Source organism: Pontibacter flavimaris, from assembly GCF_001907195.1.
Lineage (GTDB): Bacteria > Bacteroidota > Bacteroidia > Cytophagales > Hymenobacteraceae > Pontibacter > Pontibacter flavimaris.
This window is the reverse complement of sequence record NZ_LVWA01000005.1, coordinates 644882-661929: the sequence shown is the minus strand read 5'-3', so window position 1 is coordinate 661929 and position 17048 is coordinate 644882. Positions and strand designations below refer to the sequence as shown.

General features: G+C 50.3%; 13 protein-coding genes and 1 pseudogene. 13 read left to right on the top strand and 1 reads right to left on the bottom strand.

What is annotated here, in order from left to right:
• Positions 1 to 668: 668 nt before the first annotated feature.
• The 6 genes from A3841_RS20515 (at position 669) to A3841_RS11035 (ending at position 7688) form a co-directional block, all read left to right on the top strand.
• Positions 669 to 1226, top strand: coding sequence for a hypothetical protein (locus A3841_RS20515; RefSeq protein ID WP_206073081.1), 558 nt, complete (start codon positions 669 to 671; stop codon positions 1224 to 1226).
• A 5-nt stretch (positions 1227 to 1231) separates the two neighbouring features.
• A complete protein-coding gene (locus A3841_RS20510; protein WP_206073080.1) occupies positions 1232 to 1948 on the top strand; it encodes a hypothetical protein in 717 nt (238 codons plus the stop codon).
• Between the two features lie 322 nt (positions 1949 to 2270).
• Positions 2271 to 3350 (top strand): hypothetical protein, encoded by a 1080-nt coding sequence (locus tag A3841_RS11050; RefSeq protein ID WP_235861366.1) that lies wholly within the window; start codon positions 2271 to 2273, stop codon positions 3348 to 3350.
• Between the two features lie 805 nt (positions 3351 to 4155).
• Positions 4156 to 5157 carry a formylglycine-generating enzyme family protein gene (locus A3841_RS11045; RefSeq protein ID WP_073852357.1) on the top strand — a complete coding sequence of 334 codons (1002 nt, stop codon included), beginning with the start codon at positions 4156 to 4158 and terminating at the stop codon, positions 5155 to 5157.
• A gap of 88 nt (positions 5158 to 5245) precedes the next feature.
• On the top strand, positions 5246 to 6514 hold the full coding sequence (locus A3841_RS11040) for a Gfo/Idh/MocA family protein (RefSeq protein ID WP_170866191.1): 1269 nt from the start codon (positions 5246 to 5248) through the stop codon (positions 6512 to 6514).
• A gap of 172 nt (positions 6515 to 6686) precedes the next feature.
• Entirely contained in the window at positions 6687 to 7688 is a 1002-nt protein-coding gene (locus A3841_RS11035; RefSeq protein WP_073852355.1) for an FAD:protein FMN transferase, read from the top strand.
• A 105-nt stretch (positions 7689 to 7793) separates the two neighbouring features.
• Here the strand turns inward: A3841_RS11035 and A3841_RS11030 are convergent, their stop codons facing one another.
• A complete protein-coding gene (locus A3841_RS11030; RefSeq protein WP_073852354.1) occupies positions 7794 to 8717 on the bottom strand; it encodes a hydroxypyruvate isomerase family protein in 924 nt (307 codons plus the stop codon).
• A 442-nt stretch (positions 8718 to 9159) separates the two neighbouring features.
• On the opposite strand from A3841_RS11030, the pseudogene A3841_RS19880 reads away from it, so the two are divergent.
• From A3841_RS19880 to A3841_RS10990, 7 genes and pseudogenes are all read left to right on the top strand, one after another.
• Positions 9160 to 9998: pseudogene (locus A3841_RS19880) on the top strand (IS5 family transposase).
• A 396-nt stretch (positions 9999 to 10394) separates the two neighbouring features.
• Positions 10395 to 11273, top strand: a complete 879-nt coding sequence (locus tag A3841_RS11015; RefSeq protein ID WP_083610341.1) for an EboA domain-containing protein — start codon at positions 10395 to 10397, stop codon at positions 11271 to 11273.
• 14 nt (positions 11274 to 11287) lie between these two features.
• Positions 11288 to 12229: a TatD family hydrolase gene (locus tag A3841_RS11010; RefSeq protein ID WP_235861365.1), complete on the top strand. Its 942-nt coding sequence runs from the start codon at positions 11288 to 11290 to the stop codon at positions 12227 to 12229.
• Positions 12229 to 13137, top strand: a complete 909-nt coding sequence (gene eboC / locus A3841_RS11005; RefSeq protein WP_073852351.1) for a UbiA-like protein EboC — start codon at positions 12229 to 12231, stop codon at positions 13135 to 13137. Before A3841_RS11010 ends, eboC begins: the two co-directional genes overlap by 1 nt.
• A 34-nt stretch (positions 13138 to 13171) precedes the next feature.
• Positions 13172 to 14362 carry a 3-dehydroquinate synthase gene (locus A3841_RS11000; RefSeq protein ID WP_073852350.1) on the top strand — a complete coding sequence of 397 codons (1191 nt, stop codon included), beginning with the start codon at positions 13172 to 13174 and terminating at the stop codon, positions 14360 to 14362.
• 29 nt (positions 14363 to 14391) lie between these two features.
• Positions 14392 to 15606 (top strand): metabolite traffic protein EboE, encoded by a 1215-nt coding sequence (eboE, locus tag A3841_RS10995; protein ID WP_073852349.1) that lies wholly within the window; start codon positions 14392 to 14394, stop codon positions 15604 to 15606.
• Positions 15607 to 15613: 7 nt separating this feature from the next.
• Positions 15614 to 17041, top strand: a complete 1428-nt coding sequence (locus A3841_RS10990) for an alkaline phosphatase family protein (protein WP_073852348.1) — start codon at positions 15614 to 15616, stop codon at positions 17039 to 17041.
• The last annotated feature ends 7 nt before the right edge of the window (positions 17042 to 17048 follow it).

The following is a 17048-nucleotide window of genomic DNA, read 5'->3' as shown; positions in this document are numbered from 1 at the left end:
TTCTGCCATACAATTTTAGCTAACGGCAGATATAATGAAATGGATTTAACTTTGGAATCCTTGCACTACGGTATGCGTAAAGTATGGTAGCACGGCAGGCAGAAGTGGTAGGCTCTCTTGTTCCGATCATGAATGTTCCTTTGCTAACAGGAAAGCCAAATTCAGCAAGTCAATACAGCGGAGCATAGGAACCGCCGTACCCTAAAGCAGCTCAGCCCACAGGGAAAGCTCCCTCACCCTTCATCACCTATGTCCGGGGCTGGCTAGCTTTGACCTTCCTTACCTCACCCAGCGCTACTGCATATGGAATTGGGAACAGCAATTATCTGTGTCGTATAAAATAAAGCAGCTTTGCTCTATGGAAACTCTTGAAACATAAAAGGAGAAATTTGTAATGATATATTGTAACGCCCACCTGCATTAATCATCTATCCTTTAAGCTGACAAGTGATATCCCCTATAAACGATTTTGCAGCACTTAATAAAACCGGCTTTACTAGATCTTACCCGGAATAAATGGTGTAAAGCTCACCGGTAGGAAACAGGCCGCTACAAACTAGTGCGGGGCCCAAAGGTTAGGCGGAACACAAGATGAAGGTTTATGAAAAAACGAGAGGTAGGCTAGAATTTTCCCGAAACAAGATTATCAACCTTAAAAAAATACTACTATGAAAAACAAAATGACACCACTTGTTTTGGCTTCCATGTTATTTACAGCTTCCATAACCTTTGTACAATGTTCTAAAGATCCAGATAGTCCGGTTCCGATAGGAGTTGTAATCCAGGGAAAAGAAATCTTCCGTTATGACACCTTTGGAGATGAGGAGTTCTGGAGTGGCCTTTTGCATATTGATAAAGCCATAGCAGGTGAAAAAAATGGGGGCTTCGGGCCAGGTGTTAGTCCTGCTACTGCATTAGCGGTGGGGTTAAAAGTAGATGGGGAAGCCTTACCGGCAGAAGTAATTACAGGTATAAAATCTGGGGCAGTAGATCTAAATGATCCGGCTACGACACTTGAACTTATCAAACTGAATGCGGTAGTGGGTGTACAAGGAATACTTGATGACGGGGGGAATATAGTATCTGTGGGCATTACGTGTGCATCCTGTCATTCAACAGTTGATAACTCCTTTGCTCCTGGCATTGGAAAAAGGCTTGACGGCTGGCCCAACAGGGATCTGAATGTAGGTGCCATTATCTCCTTACTGATAATGCTAAGCCAATAGCAGACATGCTCCATGTAGACGAAGCGACACTTAGAACAGTACTCAACATGTGGGGGCCTGGCAAATATGATGCTGTCCTGTTTGTGGATGGGAAAGTCCTGCGCCCGGATGGAAAGGTAGCTGCCAATTTGCTTCCTGCGGCCTTTGGGCTAAAAGGTATAAGCCTGACCACTTATACCGGTTGGGGCAACATAACTTATTGGAATTCTTTTGTAGCTAATCTTGAAATGCACGGCAAAGGAAACTTTTCTGATCCTCGCTTAAATGATCCTGTTAAATACCCGATAGCTGTGGAAAATCATTTATGCAATGTGATGAATAGTCCGGATCTGATCACGCCCAAATTAGCTGCGCTGCGTGCTTATCAGCATTCACTACCTGCCCCTAAGCCTCCTATGGGTAGCTTTGGTCATCAGAAAGCGGGAAAAGGTAAAGCGCTGTTTTTAACAAAGGTAAAATGTGCTTCGTGCCACACTCCTCCTTTATTAGCTGATAACGTGCTACATACTGCAGAAGAAATTGGTATCGATGATTTTGCCGCGATGCGATCTCCAACAGGAAAATATCGAACTACTCCTTTAGGTGGTTTATTCACAAAAACCAAAGGAGGCTTTTATCACGAAGGAAGGTATGCTACGCTGGCTGAAGTTATCGACCATTACGATAATCATCTATCACTGAAACTGACACCTCAGAAAAGAGCGATTTGGAAGAATACTTAAAGTCACTATAAAAGAGCTGAACGAATAAACCGGATACCTCCTTACATTATAGCTTCTAGAACCTTCTCATCCGGTACTAGGCTGTGTCTGGTGAATATTTTTTAAGTAAAATTTAATGCAGGTCAGCTTTAGCATGGCTTTGAAGCTTACGGCTTATTTCTCATAGCGCGTGGCGATTCGACCGCACCCCTTCACCCATCCAACAGTTAAGGTTTCTTACCTGTACCTATTCATCAGGCAGCTCTGCTTACCTACCTGCCACCATAATCTTTGCGGAAACTCCTTATCTTACACTAAACTTTGATAGTATACTTGTAAAAACATGAGGGCACCGTTACAACTCCTGTCGTTTGTTCTGCTTTTGTCTCTGAGCGTTTCCTGTAGCCACACTAATAGAGAAACGGAAACAAAAACAGGAACTACAGCTACGCTGCTGGGGGCAGGCCAACAGCCACAAATCGCTGTAGACACTAAAGGCATTACCCGGGTGGTATATGGCCAGGAGGATAAGATCTTCTGCGCCGCCTCCAGGGATAACGGGGAAACCTTCGCAGAACCTGTTTTAGTGGGACAACTCAAGGGCTTGTACCTGGGCATGTCCATGGGGCCTCAGATCGCCAGTTCAACTAATTACTCGGTCGTGACCGCTATAGATAAGCAGGGCAATATTCATACTTACAGACTGGACCATACAACGGATACATGGGAAAAGACTGCTGGTGTAAATGATGTACCCGGTGTTGTACCTGAGGGCCTGATGAGTATCGCCTCCGGTGAGCAAGACACCTTTTATGCGGTGTGGCTGGATGTGAGAAACAACAAGCAAAACAAGATCGTGTTTGCCTCCACTACAGGAAAAGCAGACGCTTGGTCAGAAAACAAAGTAGTGTACGAATCACCTGACAGCACCGTGTGCGAATGCTGTAAGCCGAGTATAGCCGTGAACGGAAAGCAAGTCAACCTGATGTTCAGAAACTGGATGGGGGGCTCCCGGGATTTCTACCTGACCAGATCCTCTGACAACGGACAGCATTTTTCCCAGCCACAGAAGCTTGGAAATGGCACCTGGAAACTGGAAGGCTGCCCCATGGACGGTGGGGGAATTCTGCTGGACAGTAAGAATGTGCTCCACACTACCTGGCAGCGGGAAGGAAACATCTTCTATGCTCGGCCTGGCCAGCAGGAAGTACAAATTGGTAAAGGCCGAAACTGCCGGATCAGCGGAAAAACAAATCCTGTAATAGCTTGGAAGGACGGTGCAGATTTGAAATTAAAATTCCTGAATGCAGCTACTGAAATAGTAGTAGGAAAAGGCAGCTATATTGAAACGGCTGAAATGCCGGATAAAAAGACGCTTTGTGTCTGGGAAGGTGAAAACAAGATCCGCTTCAGGAAAATTTAAGCTTACAGCTACAAACACCTGTTTATACTTTTGCAAAACCTGTTCTTAATGATCAAGAGCGGCTTTTTTTTCATCGTTCTTTACTTCGGGTTTTTTGACGTTTGCTTCCTGACTTACCGAAATGGCTGAGGAGTGATGCGGAATCATTGATTTTAGAAACTGTCTTCCATTAGCCAAAGCCTGTTTCCTTAACTTAAGCAGTGTGCCGGCAAAAACAAGGAAATACTTTGTGCCTAAGCCAGGCTCTGGAAGTGCTGGTGCGTCAACTCAATGGCTTGGCTGGTAGTACATCACATAGCATTCGCAGGTTTTGCTGTAGCGGATCCAGCTGGCTTCTTTCAGGCTTTTGGAGATAAAATGGTTTGTGCCAGAGGCGGATGAACTTCTTCCCCTCATATTCAAGAGGGTTAAGGAACAGGATAGGAAGCCATCCACATCCTCTGCGTGCTACGTGCCTGTCCTGGGTATCCCAAGATAAAACCATTGGGAAGGTCTGCGCCCTGCAGTGAAAGCTGTTCCGGAAAGCGCAACTAATGTACACTTAAACCTATGCGTAACTCCTATTAATAGCGCCATTTGTTGTTAATCTCAACATTTATCCTAAAATTGACATTCCTGTGTTTACTATGTTTGGTCATAAAGGCTTCTTCGCTTGTATTTAATTCACAGCATAAAACACTCCAAAATAATTGGCAGCTAGCGCGGCCGCCACATCAACATAAAGGTAATATTACCAGATTCTACAGGAGAGTGCCTGAATTTTGCACTGTCCTTATCATACTTAAGAGAAACAAAAATAGCTGGAATGAATTTTTTAAAACTGCCCTTTCATACCCTCTTAACCGGGCTTACCTGCCTCACCCTTGCCCCCCATACTGCTCACTCGCAACAGAGCAGCAAGGAGCTCTATACTCAGGAAATTACCGGAACGAACCTGAAGTTTGATATGGTGGCCATACCCGGAGGCGAGTTCATGATGGGAAGCCCCGCCAGCGAGCAGGAAAGAGAGGCAGACGAAGGGCCGCAGCACCCGGTAAAAATTGCCCCCTTCTGGATGGGCAAATACGAAGTGACGTGGGATATCTTTGAGCCGTTCGTATATAAGGATTTTGAACTTACCCAGAGCGACGGCACTGTCAGCGCTGAAGTGGATGCCGTAGCACGTCCCACCAAGCCATACCTCGACATGACCTTTGGCATGGGAAAGGAAAATCATCCCGCCGTTGGGATGACGCAGTATAACGCCATCCAGTTTTGCAAGTGGCTATATGCCCGCACCGGCGTCTTCTACCGGCTGCCTACCGAAGCCGAATGGGAATATGCCTGCAGGGCAGGCTCCCAGACAGCTTATTCTTTCGGTGACGACCCATCTAAGCTTGACGAGTACGCGTGGTATGAGGCCAACAGCAACAAGAAAACGCAACCGGTAGGCAGCAAAAAGCCCAATGCCTGGGGCCTGTATGACATGCACGGCAACGTAGCCGAATGGACGATAGACCAGTATATACCCGATTACTACAAGAAGTTTAAAAGCAAAGCCACCGCAAACCCAGTTGCCAAGCCCGAGAAACTTTACCCCCATGTAATTAGAGGAGGCTCCTTTGAAGATGAGGCTGCCGCGCTGCGCTCGGCCAACCGGGAGGGTTCGGACCCAAACTGGAAGCGGATTGACCCGCAGATACCCAAGAGCAACTGGTGGTTCCCTGAGGCACCTTTCGTCGGCCTCCGGCTCGTGCGCCCTGTGAACCCGCCATCCCAGGCTGAGATTGATGCCTACTATAACCAGCAACCCACTCCCGACTATTGATTTTTGTTCTCCATCCTTAACCCTATAAAGAATCAACGTGAAAGATTTCGACTCAAATAAGCGAAGAGAGTTTCTGAAGGCGTCAGCTATGCTGGCTGGCGGAGCTATGTTGAGCAGCCTTCCTCTGGCAGGCGCCTATGCAGCAGGCAGGGGCACCATCAAAATTGCCCTCATCGGGTGTGGCGGCAGAGGTACAGGCGCAGCCTTCCAGGCTTTGGAAACGAAGTATGATATAAAACTGGTTGCCATGGCCGACGCATTCCGTGACCGTTTGGACCAGAGCTACAAGAGCCTGTTTGGCAAGTATGGAAAATCAAAGGTCAATGTGCCGGCGAGCAAGAAGTTTGTGGGGTTTGAGGGATACAAACAGGCGATAGCCGAGGCCGATGTGGTGCTGCTTGCTGCCCCTCCCGGATTCAGGCCCATGCATTTCGAGGAGGCCGTGAAGCAGAAAAAGCACGTGTTTATGGAGAAGCCTGTTGCCACAGACTCACCGGGCATACGTAAAGTACTTGCCGCCGCCGAGGAAGCAAAAAAGAAGAAACTGAACGTCGTGGTAGGCTTACAGCGCCGCTACCAGAACAATTACCGCGAAACGATCAAGCGCATTGAGGACGGCGCTATAGGCGACATTGTATCCGGACAGGTTTACTGGAACAGCGGCGGCGTTTGGGTGCGCCCCCGGGAAGCCAACCAGACGGAGATGGAGTACCAGATGCGCAACTGGTACTACTTCAACTGGCTGTGCGGAGACCACATCACTGAACAGCACGTGCACAACATTGACATCGCCAACTGGGTGAAGAACAGCTACCCGGTTTCGGCGCAGGGCACCGGAAGCCGCTTCCAGCGAACAGGAAACGAATACGGCGAGATTTTCGACAACCATACGGTGGAGTTTCTATATGCTGATGGCACTGTGGTCCAAAGCCAGTGCCGCCATTACGAAGGAACAAAAAACAGGGTGGATGAAAGCTTCCAGGGCACAAAGGGCAAAGTATACCTTTCCGCCAATAACAACGGTAAACTGTGGGATTATAAGGGAAACGTGATCTACGACCATGCCGGTAAGAACGACCCTAACCCATACCAGGCCGAGCACGACGAGCTTTTCGCTGCTATAGAGGCGGGCCAATATAAGTTTGCGGATGCAGAGCGCTCAGCCCTCAGCACTATGACTTCCCTGCTGGGCCGCTACGCGACCTACTCCGGGCAAGAAATAAAGTGGGAGGATGCCTTGAACTCAAACATAGACCTGATGCCGGAAACCTTAGCCTGGGATGCTATGCCCAAGGTGCTGCCAGATGCAAACGGGTTTTATCCCGTTGCCATGCCGGGCAAAACAAAAGTGATCTGATAAACTACCAATTTGTTAGCAATAAAGAGATTGTTCCTGAAACCACGGCTGCCGTGGCAAGCATCTAAAACTGGTGAGGGGACAATCTCTTTCAGTTTTACCTAGGCAGGAGGTGTGTTACAGGTATTTATAGCCTTCCTGCTGCTTGTGTTCCAGTACTTCCGTTAAACCTATGCGATTTCTATTGCTGTGCCTGTTTGCCTCACTTCTTACATTTAGCAAGCAACCTGATGAGCTAAAACCGTTTCGCATCAGGGGCTTTGCCCAAGGAACCACCTACCAGATAACCTACTACGCCAAAGACAGCAGCATATCAAAGGAGCAGGTAACGTATATACTAGCACAAATCGACAGTTCGCTTTCCATATATAAGCCATACTCCCTGATAAGCCGGTTTAACCGCTCCGCGTCTGGGTTGCAGGCAGACAAGCATCTCCAAAGGGTGGTTCAAAAGGCACAGCAGGTCTCTAAAAAGACAGGTGGCGCTTTCGATATCACCGTGCAGCCACTGGTGCAGGCCTGGGGCTTTGGGGCAGCGCCGGCCTCTGAGCTACCTGATTCAGCCGCTATACAAGCTTTGCTGCAGTGTGTTGATACTCATAAGATACGCTTGCGGAAAGGCCATCTACAGAAAGCCGAACCCTGTGTGCGCATAGACGTAGATGGCATTGCACAAGGCTATACCGTAGATGTGCTGGCAAACTTCCTGGAGAAGAAGGGTATCAGTAAATACCTGGTAGAGCTGGGCGGCGAGATACGGGTAAAGGGTCGTAAACCTGATGGAAAGCTGATGGCCATCGGAATCGAGGGGCCAGCTGTTAACAATCCTAACGATCCTTATCCTATCCAGAAAATTATCAAACTGGGGAAAGGGGCTATCACCTCCTCTGGCAATTACAGGAAGTTTTACCAAAGCGGCTCCAGAAAAATCTCCCATCTGATAGACCCCAGAACCGGTTATCCTTTAGACAACGAGCTGATCAGCGTTACGGTGTTGGCCGGTGATGCCATGACAGCCGATGCCTATGATAATGCTCTGATGGGAATGGGCCTGAAGAATGCCTTCGATTTTGTAAATCGCCAGAAAAAGCTGGAGGCTTATTTCATATACCGTAAAACAGACGGCTCGGTGGCCGACACCGCTACCACCGGCTTTACTAAGCTCATGCAATAACATTCCTCGAATACACTGAAAAGTTAACACGGGAGGGTGGTTTCGGTTAAACCATCCTGCCCGCTTTCAGGCTCTTCAGCAGCTTTTATATATGAAGGCTGCCCGTTAGGCTTGCATAAAGTTATCAACCTCCCGATATCCTTTTATGAGGGCCGTTTCTCCTTCCTTCCCTTTCCTTGCATTGCCGTGCTCCATGCCCACCACGCCTTTGAAGCCTTTTTCGTAGATGTGCTTAAACACATTCTTGAAATTGATCTCTCCGGTGGTAGGCTCTTTTCTGCCCGGGTTGTCTCCTACCTGTACATAGGCAATCTCATCCCATGTCAGGTTCATGTTGTGGATCAGGTGGCCTTCGTTTTTCTGCATGTGGTAGATATCGTACAGAATTTTACAGGAAGGACTGTTGACCGCCTTGCAGATCATATGGGTTTGATCTGAGGTACGCAGAAACAAATTGGGCGTATCACTGAGTGGCTCGAGCACCATCACAATACTGTGCGGCTCCAGGATTTCCGCCCCTCTTCGCAGGGCCTCGATCACATGACTCGTCTGCACGCCAATAGGCAGGTTTCGCTCAAAGTCGCCGGGCACCACGGTCACCCACTTTGCGTTCACGCGCTTGGCCACCTCCACAGCCCGCTTGCACCCGTTCAGGAATATATCGATGTGCTCCTTCTTCCCTGCCGCCAGGGTGTTTTGGGAGTTTCCTCCTTTATCCACCACAAACACGCCCATGGTCATGCCCAGGCGGGCGAGCTCATTGCCTATTTTCTCCTGATCGCTTACGGAACGGCCCATCATGCCATTGTCTTCCAGGGCAGTGAAGCCTTGGTCCTTCATGAACCGGAGCTGGCGTATTATGTCGTCACCAGCCGACTCTTTGAACATCCCAAAGTGAGGGGCATAGTTCAGGTTGAAGGCTTTGGCTGCCTTTTGCTCAGCAGGAGGACTTCCGGCCAAGACTGAGCTCCCGCTTGCAAGGGCTGCTGCACCTAACAGGCTGCTTTTTAAAAATTCACTTCTTTTCATTTATAAAAAGGTTAAAGATAAACAGCACCGCCTATATACTTATGGTGTAGCAGCGCATCAATATTTTACAACTTATAGTAATATATAAATATTTATAACAACAGAGAGATAGTCACATAACTCTACCAGTGTTCTTGTACAAAACAATGCTTGTCCTACAGCACGCCCTGCCCCATACAGTATGAGATATAGAAAATACACCTTCAGTTTCTACTCATCGCACTAGATCCTGTCAATCATTATTACCTGCGCAAGTCTCTCCCTAAATATAGCTTATTTACACTTATTAATATTATTTGTAAAGCTCTAATCTCCAATAGAAAGTATCTCTTTGCTTGTTTGTAGAAGAATAGAAAAATAACCTCCTACTGCTAGGCTGTGTCTGAAAAAAGGAATTTCGTTCACTCTGCTGGAGTTATGGCATTTGGAGGGAAAACAGCAGATGAGTCACGGCAGATATGAGCTAAGTCAGCGGCAGTGGGAGCTTATTGGGGAAGAGCTGCCGCAGCCAGTAAGCAGGGAGGACGGCAAGGGCAGGCCCAGCCGCTCGGACCGGGAGTTGCTCAACGGCATTTTCTGGATCCTGTGCTCAGGCAGCCCCTGGCGGGACTTGCCCGACAAGTACGGGCCTTGGCAGACGGTGTATGACAGGTTCCGGAAATGGCAGGGGCTAGGCGTGTTCGAGCGGATTCTAAGCAGACTGCGGCTACGCCTGCAGCAGGACGGCTACCTGGACCTGAACACCTGGTTTGTCGACGCCACCATCAACAGGGCGCACAAAGCTGCCGCGGGAGCTAAAAAAAAGAAGGGGCTGACCAGGCCCTAGGCAGGTCCAGGGGCGGCTTCTCCACCAAGGTGCACCTGCTATGCTGTGGCAGAGGCTTCCCGCTGCAGGTGCTCCTGACGGGTGGACAGGCCGGTGAAGCGCCCCAGTTTCTCCGGCTCCTGGAGCTGGAGGAGAAAAAGCCCAGAGTCGTGGTGGCCGATAAGGGCTATGACAGCCAGCTTATCCGCAAGGCGCTGCGGGGGCAGTCAGTAAAGGCCCAGATACCGGAAAGGGGGCTGGCTGCGGGAAGCAGGCGCAGAAGGAAAGGCAGACCGCCTAAAGTGAGCAAGCAGCTGTATAGCCAAAGAAATATCATCGAAAGGCTCTTTGGCAGGCTCAAGGAGATGAGGCGGTTTGCCTGCCGGTTTGACAAGCTCGCTGACAGCTATCTGGCTTTCGTGCAACTGGCCTTTATGAGAGTTTGTCTTAAACCTTATTTTTCAGACACACCCTAATTCCCGAGTTCATATTACTGCAGCTTCAGGGCCTTAAATCCATGTAGGCTTCTGCTATTTCCCTCAGCAAGGGACAGCCAGTGGCGGAGCAGACCATACAGGGAATTAAAGTCTTTTATACTTTCAGCGGCATAAAGTTGTAGAACTTTCGAACCATTATTTGTAAAGTCCCCTGGAAATTCACTTTACGCTAAACCAAAATTTATGACGGCCGTTTGGTAAACAATATTAAAGCCTGCGTATGTATGAATACTCAGGTATAAACCCTACTCCTATGTCCCCTCAGACACTTTGAAAGTATTCGAATGAAATAATGGTTTTAGCCACCTGGTCAGGCATCAAGAAAGCACCATAAGAACAGTCAGTTACCACATGACAACCTATCAAGCAGATTTATTGGAATCAAGAGACTTTATTCTCAACATTTTTAAAGGAAACGCTTCACAGGAAGCTGTAAGCTGGTTAAGGGAAAAACTGCAGCAAGTAGCCGACGCCGAATCTGGCAAAGAGCTTTACCTCGCCTTTAGCGCCGCGCCGCGCTTTACTGGCAAACAGTTGCTTCAGCTGCATGAAGCAGATATAGCTAAAGCCGAAACATTGCGGTCTGGCTTTAATCCATCATTTTGGACTACGGATCAGGCAGCGCGCACCTTATTACTGCTCACGACACCGCACCAGGACAAGCAAGCTTATCTCAAGAAAATAGACCAGCTGTTCAGCACCGCTGAGATGGGTGAACTGGTGGCGCTGTATGCCAGCCTTCCGCTCCTGCCCTACCCTGAAGCATTTAAGCTTAGGGCGGCAGAAGGAGTCAGGACCAACATGGGCACGGTGTTCGAAGCCATTGCCCTGGATAACCCCTACCCTGCCGATTACCTGGAGGAAGCCGCCTGGAACCAGATGGTGCTCAAGACGGTATTCGTAGGCAAGCCGCTATACCGAATCTATGGTCTGGAAAAGCGCAGCAACCCGACCCTTGCCCGCATCCTGTCAGACTACGCCCACGAACGTTGGGCCGCAGGACGCACGGTAACGCCAGAGCTATGGCGGCCTATAGGACCTTTCCTCAACACAGGACTCATCCAGGACATCAAAAAGCTTTTTGAACACCCTGATGCCATTCAGCAGGAGGCGGCTGCTTTGGCCTGCTCTCAGGGTAGCTTCTTGCAGGCAAGAGAGCTACTGGAGGCGCACCCTGTCCTGAAGAACAGAATAGAAACAGGCCAACTGAACTGGAACTACATAGGCGATAAAGTATCCACCACCAATCAATAAAACCCTTACACACCATGACACCAAATAAAATGATGTACATAGACCCGCACATTCATATGACCTCCCGTACCACGGACGATTACGCCAGAATGAGCGCTGCGGGTATCGTTGCTATTATAGAACCATCTTTCTGGTTAGGGCAGCCACGTACCGAGGCAGGTTCCTTTAAAGACTATTTCAGCAGCCTGCTGGGTTGGGAGCGCTTCCGAGCCAGCCAGTTCGGCATCAAACATTACTGCACCATCGGGCTCAACTCGAAAGAGGCGAACAACGAGGCGCTGGCCGAGCAGGTCATGGAGCTTCTGCCGTTATTTGTGTGCAAGGAAGGCGTGGTGGGAGTTGGTGAGATCGGTTATGACGACCAGACGACTGCCGAGGACAAGTATTACCGGCTGCAGCTCGACCTGGCAAAGGAAGTAGGGCTCCCGGTGCAGATCCATACCCCGCACCGCGATAAAAAAGCAGGCACCATCCGAAGTATGGAGGTGGCCATGGAGCACGGCGTGCAGCCGCACATGGTTATTGTAGACCATAACAACGAGGAAACAGTAAAAGACACGCTCGACAGGGGCTTCTGGGCCGCCTTCACCATCTATCCGAACTCTAAAATGGGGAATGAGCGCATGGCTGAGATCGTGAAGCAATATGGCACGGAGCGCATTATCGTGAACAGCGCTGCTGATTGGGGTGTAAGTGATCCGCTGTCGGTTCCCAAAACCGCTTCGCTGATGCTCGATCGAGGTATTTCGGCAGAAGACGTGCGCAAGGTGTGTTATCAGAATGCGTTGGATGCCTTTGGGCAGAGCGGCCAGATGAGTGAGTCGGATTGGCTACAGGCCGTGCAGGTAGACCAGCGTGACAAGTTTTCTGATAACTCCATACTTCGAGGCGGGCAGGAGCCTTTTGTTGGCGAACGCAAGGCAACAGGTCAGATAGAGGACAACATCATTCGCTAATGAACATAGGAGCCTATATCAGGTTAATGCGCCCCGCAAACATTGTTACTGCCATTGCCGACATTCTAATGGGTTTTGCAGCCTCCGGCGCACTGCTCTCGCTCACTGTTCGGGAGAGCGACTCTCTTACTTTATCAGCGCTGCAGCCGCTTTTATGGCTGGTGCTGTCCACGATCGGTCTCTACGGTGGCGGCGTGGTTTTCAACGATGTGTTCGATGCGGAACTCGACCGGGTGGAGCGCCCGGAAAGGCCTATTCCGAGCGGTAGAGCTACTCTTCAGGGAGCTGCCGCGCTAGGCGCTGCACTGTTGGCGGGCGGCATTCTGGCTGCCTGGCAGGTATCGGCACTAAGTGCTGCCATTGCCGCTGCCACGGCAGCCTGTGCTTTGCTATATGACTGGAAAGGGAAACACCATCCTGTGCTTGGCCCCATTAATATGGGAGCCTGCCGGGGCGGAAATTTACTCCTGGGCATAAGCGCTATTCCGGCTGCCGTGGAGCAGCTATGGTATCTGGCCCTGATCCCAATTGTGTACATTTCGGCTATTACGATGGTGAGCCGCGGCGAGGTGCACGGTGGCAACAGCTCGGCCCTGAGAGGAGCCGTTCTACTTTATGCCCTCGTCATTGGCGCCATCATCAGCTTAGCCATGCTCCCGCAGTTTAACGTGCTCTACAGCCTGCCCTTCCTGGCCCTGTTCGGTTACCTTATTTTTCCGCCGCTTTTTAAGGCCATGCCCGCAAAAGAACCTGCTTCCATTATGAAGGCAGTTAAAGCAGGCGTACTGGCCCTGATCGTGATGAACGCAAGTATGGCGGCTGGTTTTGCAGGTTGGCAGTATGGCCTTCTCGTTCTCCTGCTCTTGCCCCTGTCGCGTTACATCGCCAAAAATTTTGCCGTAACATAGAGTATAGCCACGGTATTTCATTCAACCTCCACTTATGAAGTCAATCATTCAGGAATTTCAGGTACCCTTTACCTACGGCATTTATTTTACAGAAGGTCTCTTCAGCAAGGGGAACCCTATGCTTACCGATATTTTGAAGCAAAAAAGCGACGGCACAGGGCCTCGCAAGGTGCTTTTTGTGGTAGATGAGGGCGTAGCAAAAGCACATCCCAACTTACTTTCCGATCTGGCCACCTACACAGCATACCATTCCAATACACTGACTGCAGTGGCAGACGCAGTGTTGATACCTGGCGGCGAAGAGGCCAAGAATGACCCCGCCCTGCTAGACCGGGTGCTGGAAGCTATCCATAAGTATGGTGTGTGCCGGCACTCCTACCTGATCGCCATTGGCGGTGGCGCGGTGCTGGACATGGCCGGTTTTGCAGCGGCAACGGCACATCGCGGCATTCGCCACATACGCATTCCCACTACAGTACTTTCTCAAAATGATTCTGGCGTGGGCGTAAAGAACAGCTTCAACGCTTTCGGCAAGAAGAATTTCCTGGGCACATTTGCCCCACCCTTTGCCGTAATAAACGACAGTAAGTTTTTACCCACACTAGAAGACCGCGACTGGCGCGGCGGAATAGCCGAAGCGATAAAGGTAGCCCTCATAAAAGACAGCGCTTTTTATACACAGATAAAGCAGAACGCTGCAGCGCTGGTGGCCCGCGAAATGAAGCCGATGCAGGAGTTGATTTTTCGCTGTGCCCAAATGCACGTGGAGCATATCGGTAGTGGCGATCCCTTCGAATTTGGTTCTTCCCGTCCGCTGGATTTTGGGCACTGGGCCGCGCACAAGCTGGAGCAAGTCACCAACTATACACTCTGCCACGGAGAGGCTGTGGCTATTGGCATTGCCTTAGATGTGACCTATTCCAAACTGGCGGGAATGCTGAGCGAAGCGGAGTGGGAAAATATTCTGAGCCTGCTTTACGGTTTGGGTTTTGCCCTCTACATTCCCGAGCTTTCGCATGGCCTGGAGACACCGGCAAAAGAGCTGCTCATATGGCAGGGCCTGCAGGAGTTCCGGGAACACCTGGGCGGGCAACTCACCATTATGCTGCTTGAGAAAATAGGGGTTGGCGTAGAAGTTCATCACCTGGATGCAGCACTTGTATCCGAAGCAGTGAGCCAGTTGCAGCAGTGGCAGCCTAAAGGATTGCTAACAGTAACTGCGTAAACTTTATACTTCACTATTAGTCGCCGATAATGCTCATAAACGACGTACTGCATTTATCTTATTGCACCAACATCCACCCCGGTGAAACCTGGGAAGAAATATTCAGCAGCTTAAAGAAATACCTGCCGGAACTGAAGGAGAAGCTGTCGCCCAAGCAGCCGTTTGGCATCGGCCTGCGCCTTTCGGATAAAGCCAGTAGAGCGTTGGCGGAAGAGCGAAGATTAACTGCTTTTCGGGAGTGGCTGGATGAACACGGCTTGTATGTGTACACCATGAACGGCTTTCCATACGGAGGCTTTCATAACCAGGTGGTGAAGGACGAGGTGCACAGGCCTGACTGGACAACCAAAGCCCGGTTGGATTATACCCTGCGCCTGGCACATATTCTAGCAACGTTGCTGCCCGAAGGAGTTGATGGCGGTATTTCCACATCGCCCCTCTCCTATAAGCCCTGGCACGAAAATAACGCGGAACAGTTAAATACCGTGTACTCCGGCGCGACCGATAGCCTGGTTGAACTTGTAGAGCAGCTGCGTCAAATAAAAGAAAACACAGGTAAGACCATCCACCTCGATATCGAGCCGGAACCGGACGGACTCCTCGAAAACAGCGAAGAGGTCATCCGGTATTACCAGGATTGGCTCCTTCCGAAAGGAGTGGAAAAGCTTGTTCAATCCAGCGGGCTAACTGAGCAGCAGGCAAAAGAAGCTGTTCTGACGCACATACAGCTCTGCTACGATGTATGCCACTTTGCACTTGCCTATGAAAAGCCGGAAGAAGCATTTGCAAAGCTTACATCAGCCGGAATAAAAATAGGGAAGATACAGCTGAGCGCTGCCTTAAAAGTAAAATTGCCTGCTGATAGCGCCGGAAAGGCCACATTGGCCGGAAAGCTTGCTCCTTTTGCAGAATCCACTTACCTGCACCAGGTGGTGGCACAGGATGCAGCAGGTAAGCTCACCCATTACCCTGACTTGCAGCTGGCCCTGGACACCATGCAGGAGACAAAAGCCCAGGAGTGGAGAACCCACTTCCATGTGCCGCTCTTTACGGATGCTTATAACGGACTCCAGTCTACACAGGGCGATGTGGAGCAGGTACTGGCATACTTAAAAAACAAGCACATCACCAATCACCTGGAGGTAGAGACCTATACCTGGGAAGTGCTGCCCGAAGGGTTAAAAGTTGACTTATCCCAATCCATCCGGCGCGAACTGGAATGGGTTATGAACATCATAAACTAAACACAAGATGCAAAAGACGGTAGTAATCAACGTAGTGGGGCTCACGCAGTCGCTAATCGGTAGGCATACTCCCTTCTTAGCGGAGTGGACAGAAAAGACAGCGCAACAAGCAGCTATACATCCTGTCTTGCCTGCCGTTACCTGCGCGGCGCAGGCAACCTATTTAACGGGTAAACTGCCGGAGGAGCACGGTATTGTCGGGAATGGCTGGTACTTCCGCGAGGAGTGCGAGATAAAGTTCTGGCGGCAGTCGAACAAACTGGTACAGGCCCAAAAAGTATGGGAAGCCGCCAGAGCGGCAGACTCTGCCTTTACGTGCGCCAACATGGGCTGGTGGTACAACATGTACTCCACCGTCGACTACTCCCTTACACCACGGCCGCAGTACCTGGCCGACGGTCGGAAGCTGCCCGACTGCTATACCCACCCTGCCAGTCTGCGCGATACCTTGCAGAAAGAGTTGGGGACCTTTCCCTTGTTCCATTATTGGGGACCTAAGACCTCTATCAAATCGAGCAGGTGGATAGCAGATGCTTCTAAAATAACAGATGACCTGTATGACCCGACGCTCACGCTCATTTACCTGCCGCACCTCGATTACAACCTGCAACGCCTGGGCCCAGGCGACCCGCGCATAGCCACGGACCTGCAGGAAATAGACGCTGTTTGTGCCGATCTGATTAAATTCTACGAAGCACGCAATGCGCATGTGATCGTGCTGTCGGAGTATGGCATTTCGGAGGTGCATCAGCCCGTGCACCTGAACCGGGTATTTCGGGCGCGTGGCTTGGTTGCCCTGCGGGAAGAACGGGGGCTGGAGCTGTTGGATGCAGGTGCCAGTGAAGCTTTCGCCGTGGCAGACCACCAGGTGGCCCATGTTTATGTGAAAAACAAGGACCGCATAGAGGAAGTAAAGCAGCTTCTTGCACAGGTGCCGGGGGTGGAAGAAGTATTGGCAGGCGATGAACGGGATAAGTATGGCCTGGGGCACGATCGCTGCGGCGAACTGGTGGTAGTTGCCAGCAAGCATGCCTGGTTCACCTACTACTACTGGCTCGACGACAGGAAGGCACCCGACTTTGCCCGCACCGTAGATATCCACAAAAAGCCCGGCTATGATCCGGTGGAGATATTCGCCGATCCGAAGATAAAATTCCTGCTGCCCCTGGTGGCTGGTAAGCTCGTCAAGAAAAAGCTCGGGTTCAGAACCCTGATGGACATCATTCCACTTGATGCTACGCTTGTGAAAGGCTCCCACGGGCGTATTCCTGAGACACAGGACGAGTGGCCGGTATTCCTCTCAAATAAGAAAGAACTATCGCTCCCAGCAGGCATACAGGCAACGGATGTATTCCAGCTCATACTTCACCACCTTGATGTGAGGCTGCAGCAGAAGGCGGGTCATTTACAGCAAGTCAGCCCGCAGGTAAGTTAATCCCGTG

Coding starts and splice junctions, on each gene's coding strand:
- A3841_RS11040 (WP_170866191.1), top strand. CDS start 5,246: ATGCTGGCTGGCGGAGCTATGTTGAGCAGCCTTCCTCTGGCAGGCGCC.
- A3841_RS20515 (WP_206073081.1), top strand. CDS start 669: ATGAAAAACAAAATGACACCACTTGTTTTGGCTTCCATGTTATTTACA.
- A3841_RS11030 (WP_073852354.1), bottom strand. CDS start 8,717: ATGAAAAGAAGTGAATTTTTAAAAAGCAGCCTGTTAGGTGCAGCAGCC.
- A3841_RS10990 (WP_073852348.1), top strand. CDS start 15,614: ATGCAAAAGACGGTAGTAATCAACGTAGTGGGGCTCACGCAGTCGCTA.
- A3841_RS11050 (WP_235861366.1), top strand. CDS start 2,271: ATGAGGGCACCGTTACAACTCCTGTCGTTTGTTCTGCTTTTGTCTCTG.
- eboC (WP_073852351.1), top strand. CDS start 12,229: ATGAACATAGGAGCCTATATCAGGTTAATGCGCCCCGCAAACATTGTT.
- A3841_RS11035 (WP_073852355.1), top strand. CDS start 6,687: ATGCGATTTCTATTGCTGTGCCTGTTTGCCTCACTTCTTACATTTAGC.
- A3841_RS11045 (WP_073852357.1), top strand. CDS start 4,156: ATGAATTTTTTAAAACTGCCCTTTCATACCCTCTTAACCGGGCTTACC.
- A3841_RS11000 (WP_073852350.1), top strand. CDS start 13,172: ATGAAGTCAATCATTCAGGAATTTCAGGTACCCTTTACCTACGGCATT.
- A3841_RS11010 (WP_235861365.1), top strand. CDS start 11,288: ATGACACCAAATAAAATGATGTACATAGACCCGCACATTCATATGACC.
- eboE (WP_073852349.1), top strand. CDS start 14,392: ATGCTCATAAACGACGTACTGCATTTATCTTATTGCACCAACATCCAC.
- A3841_RS20510 (WP_206073080.1), top strand. CDS start 1,232: ATGCTCCATGTAGACGAAGCGACACTTAGAACAGTACTCAACATGTGG.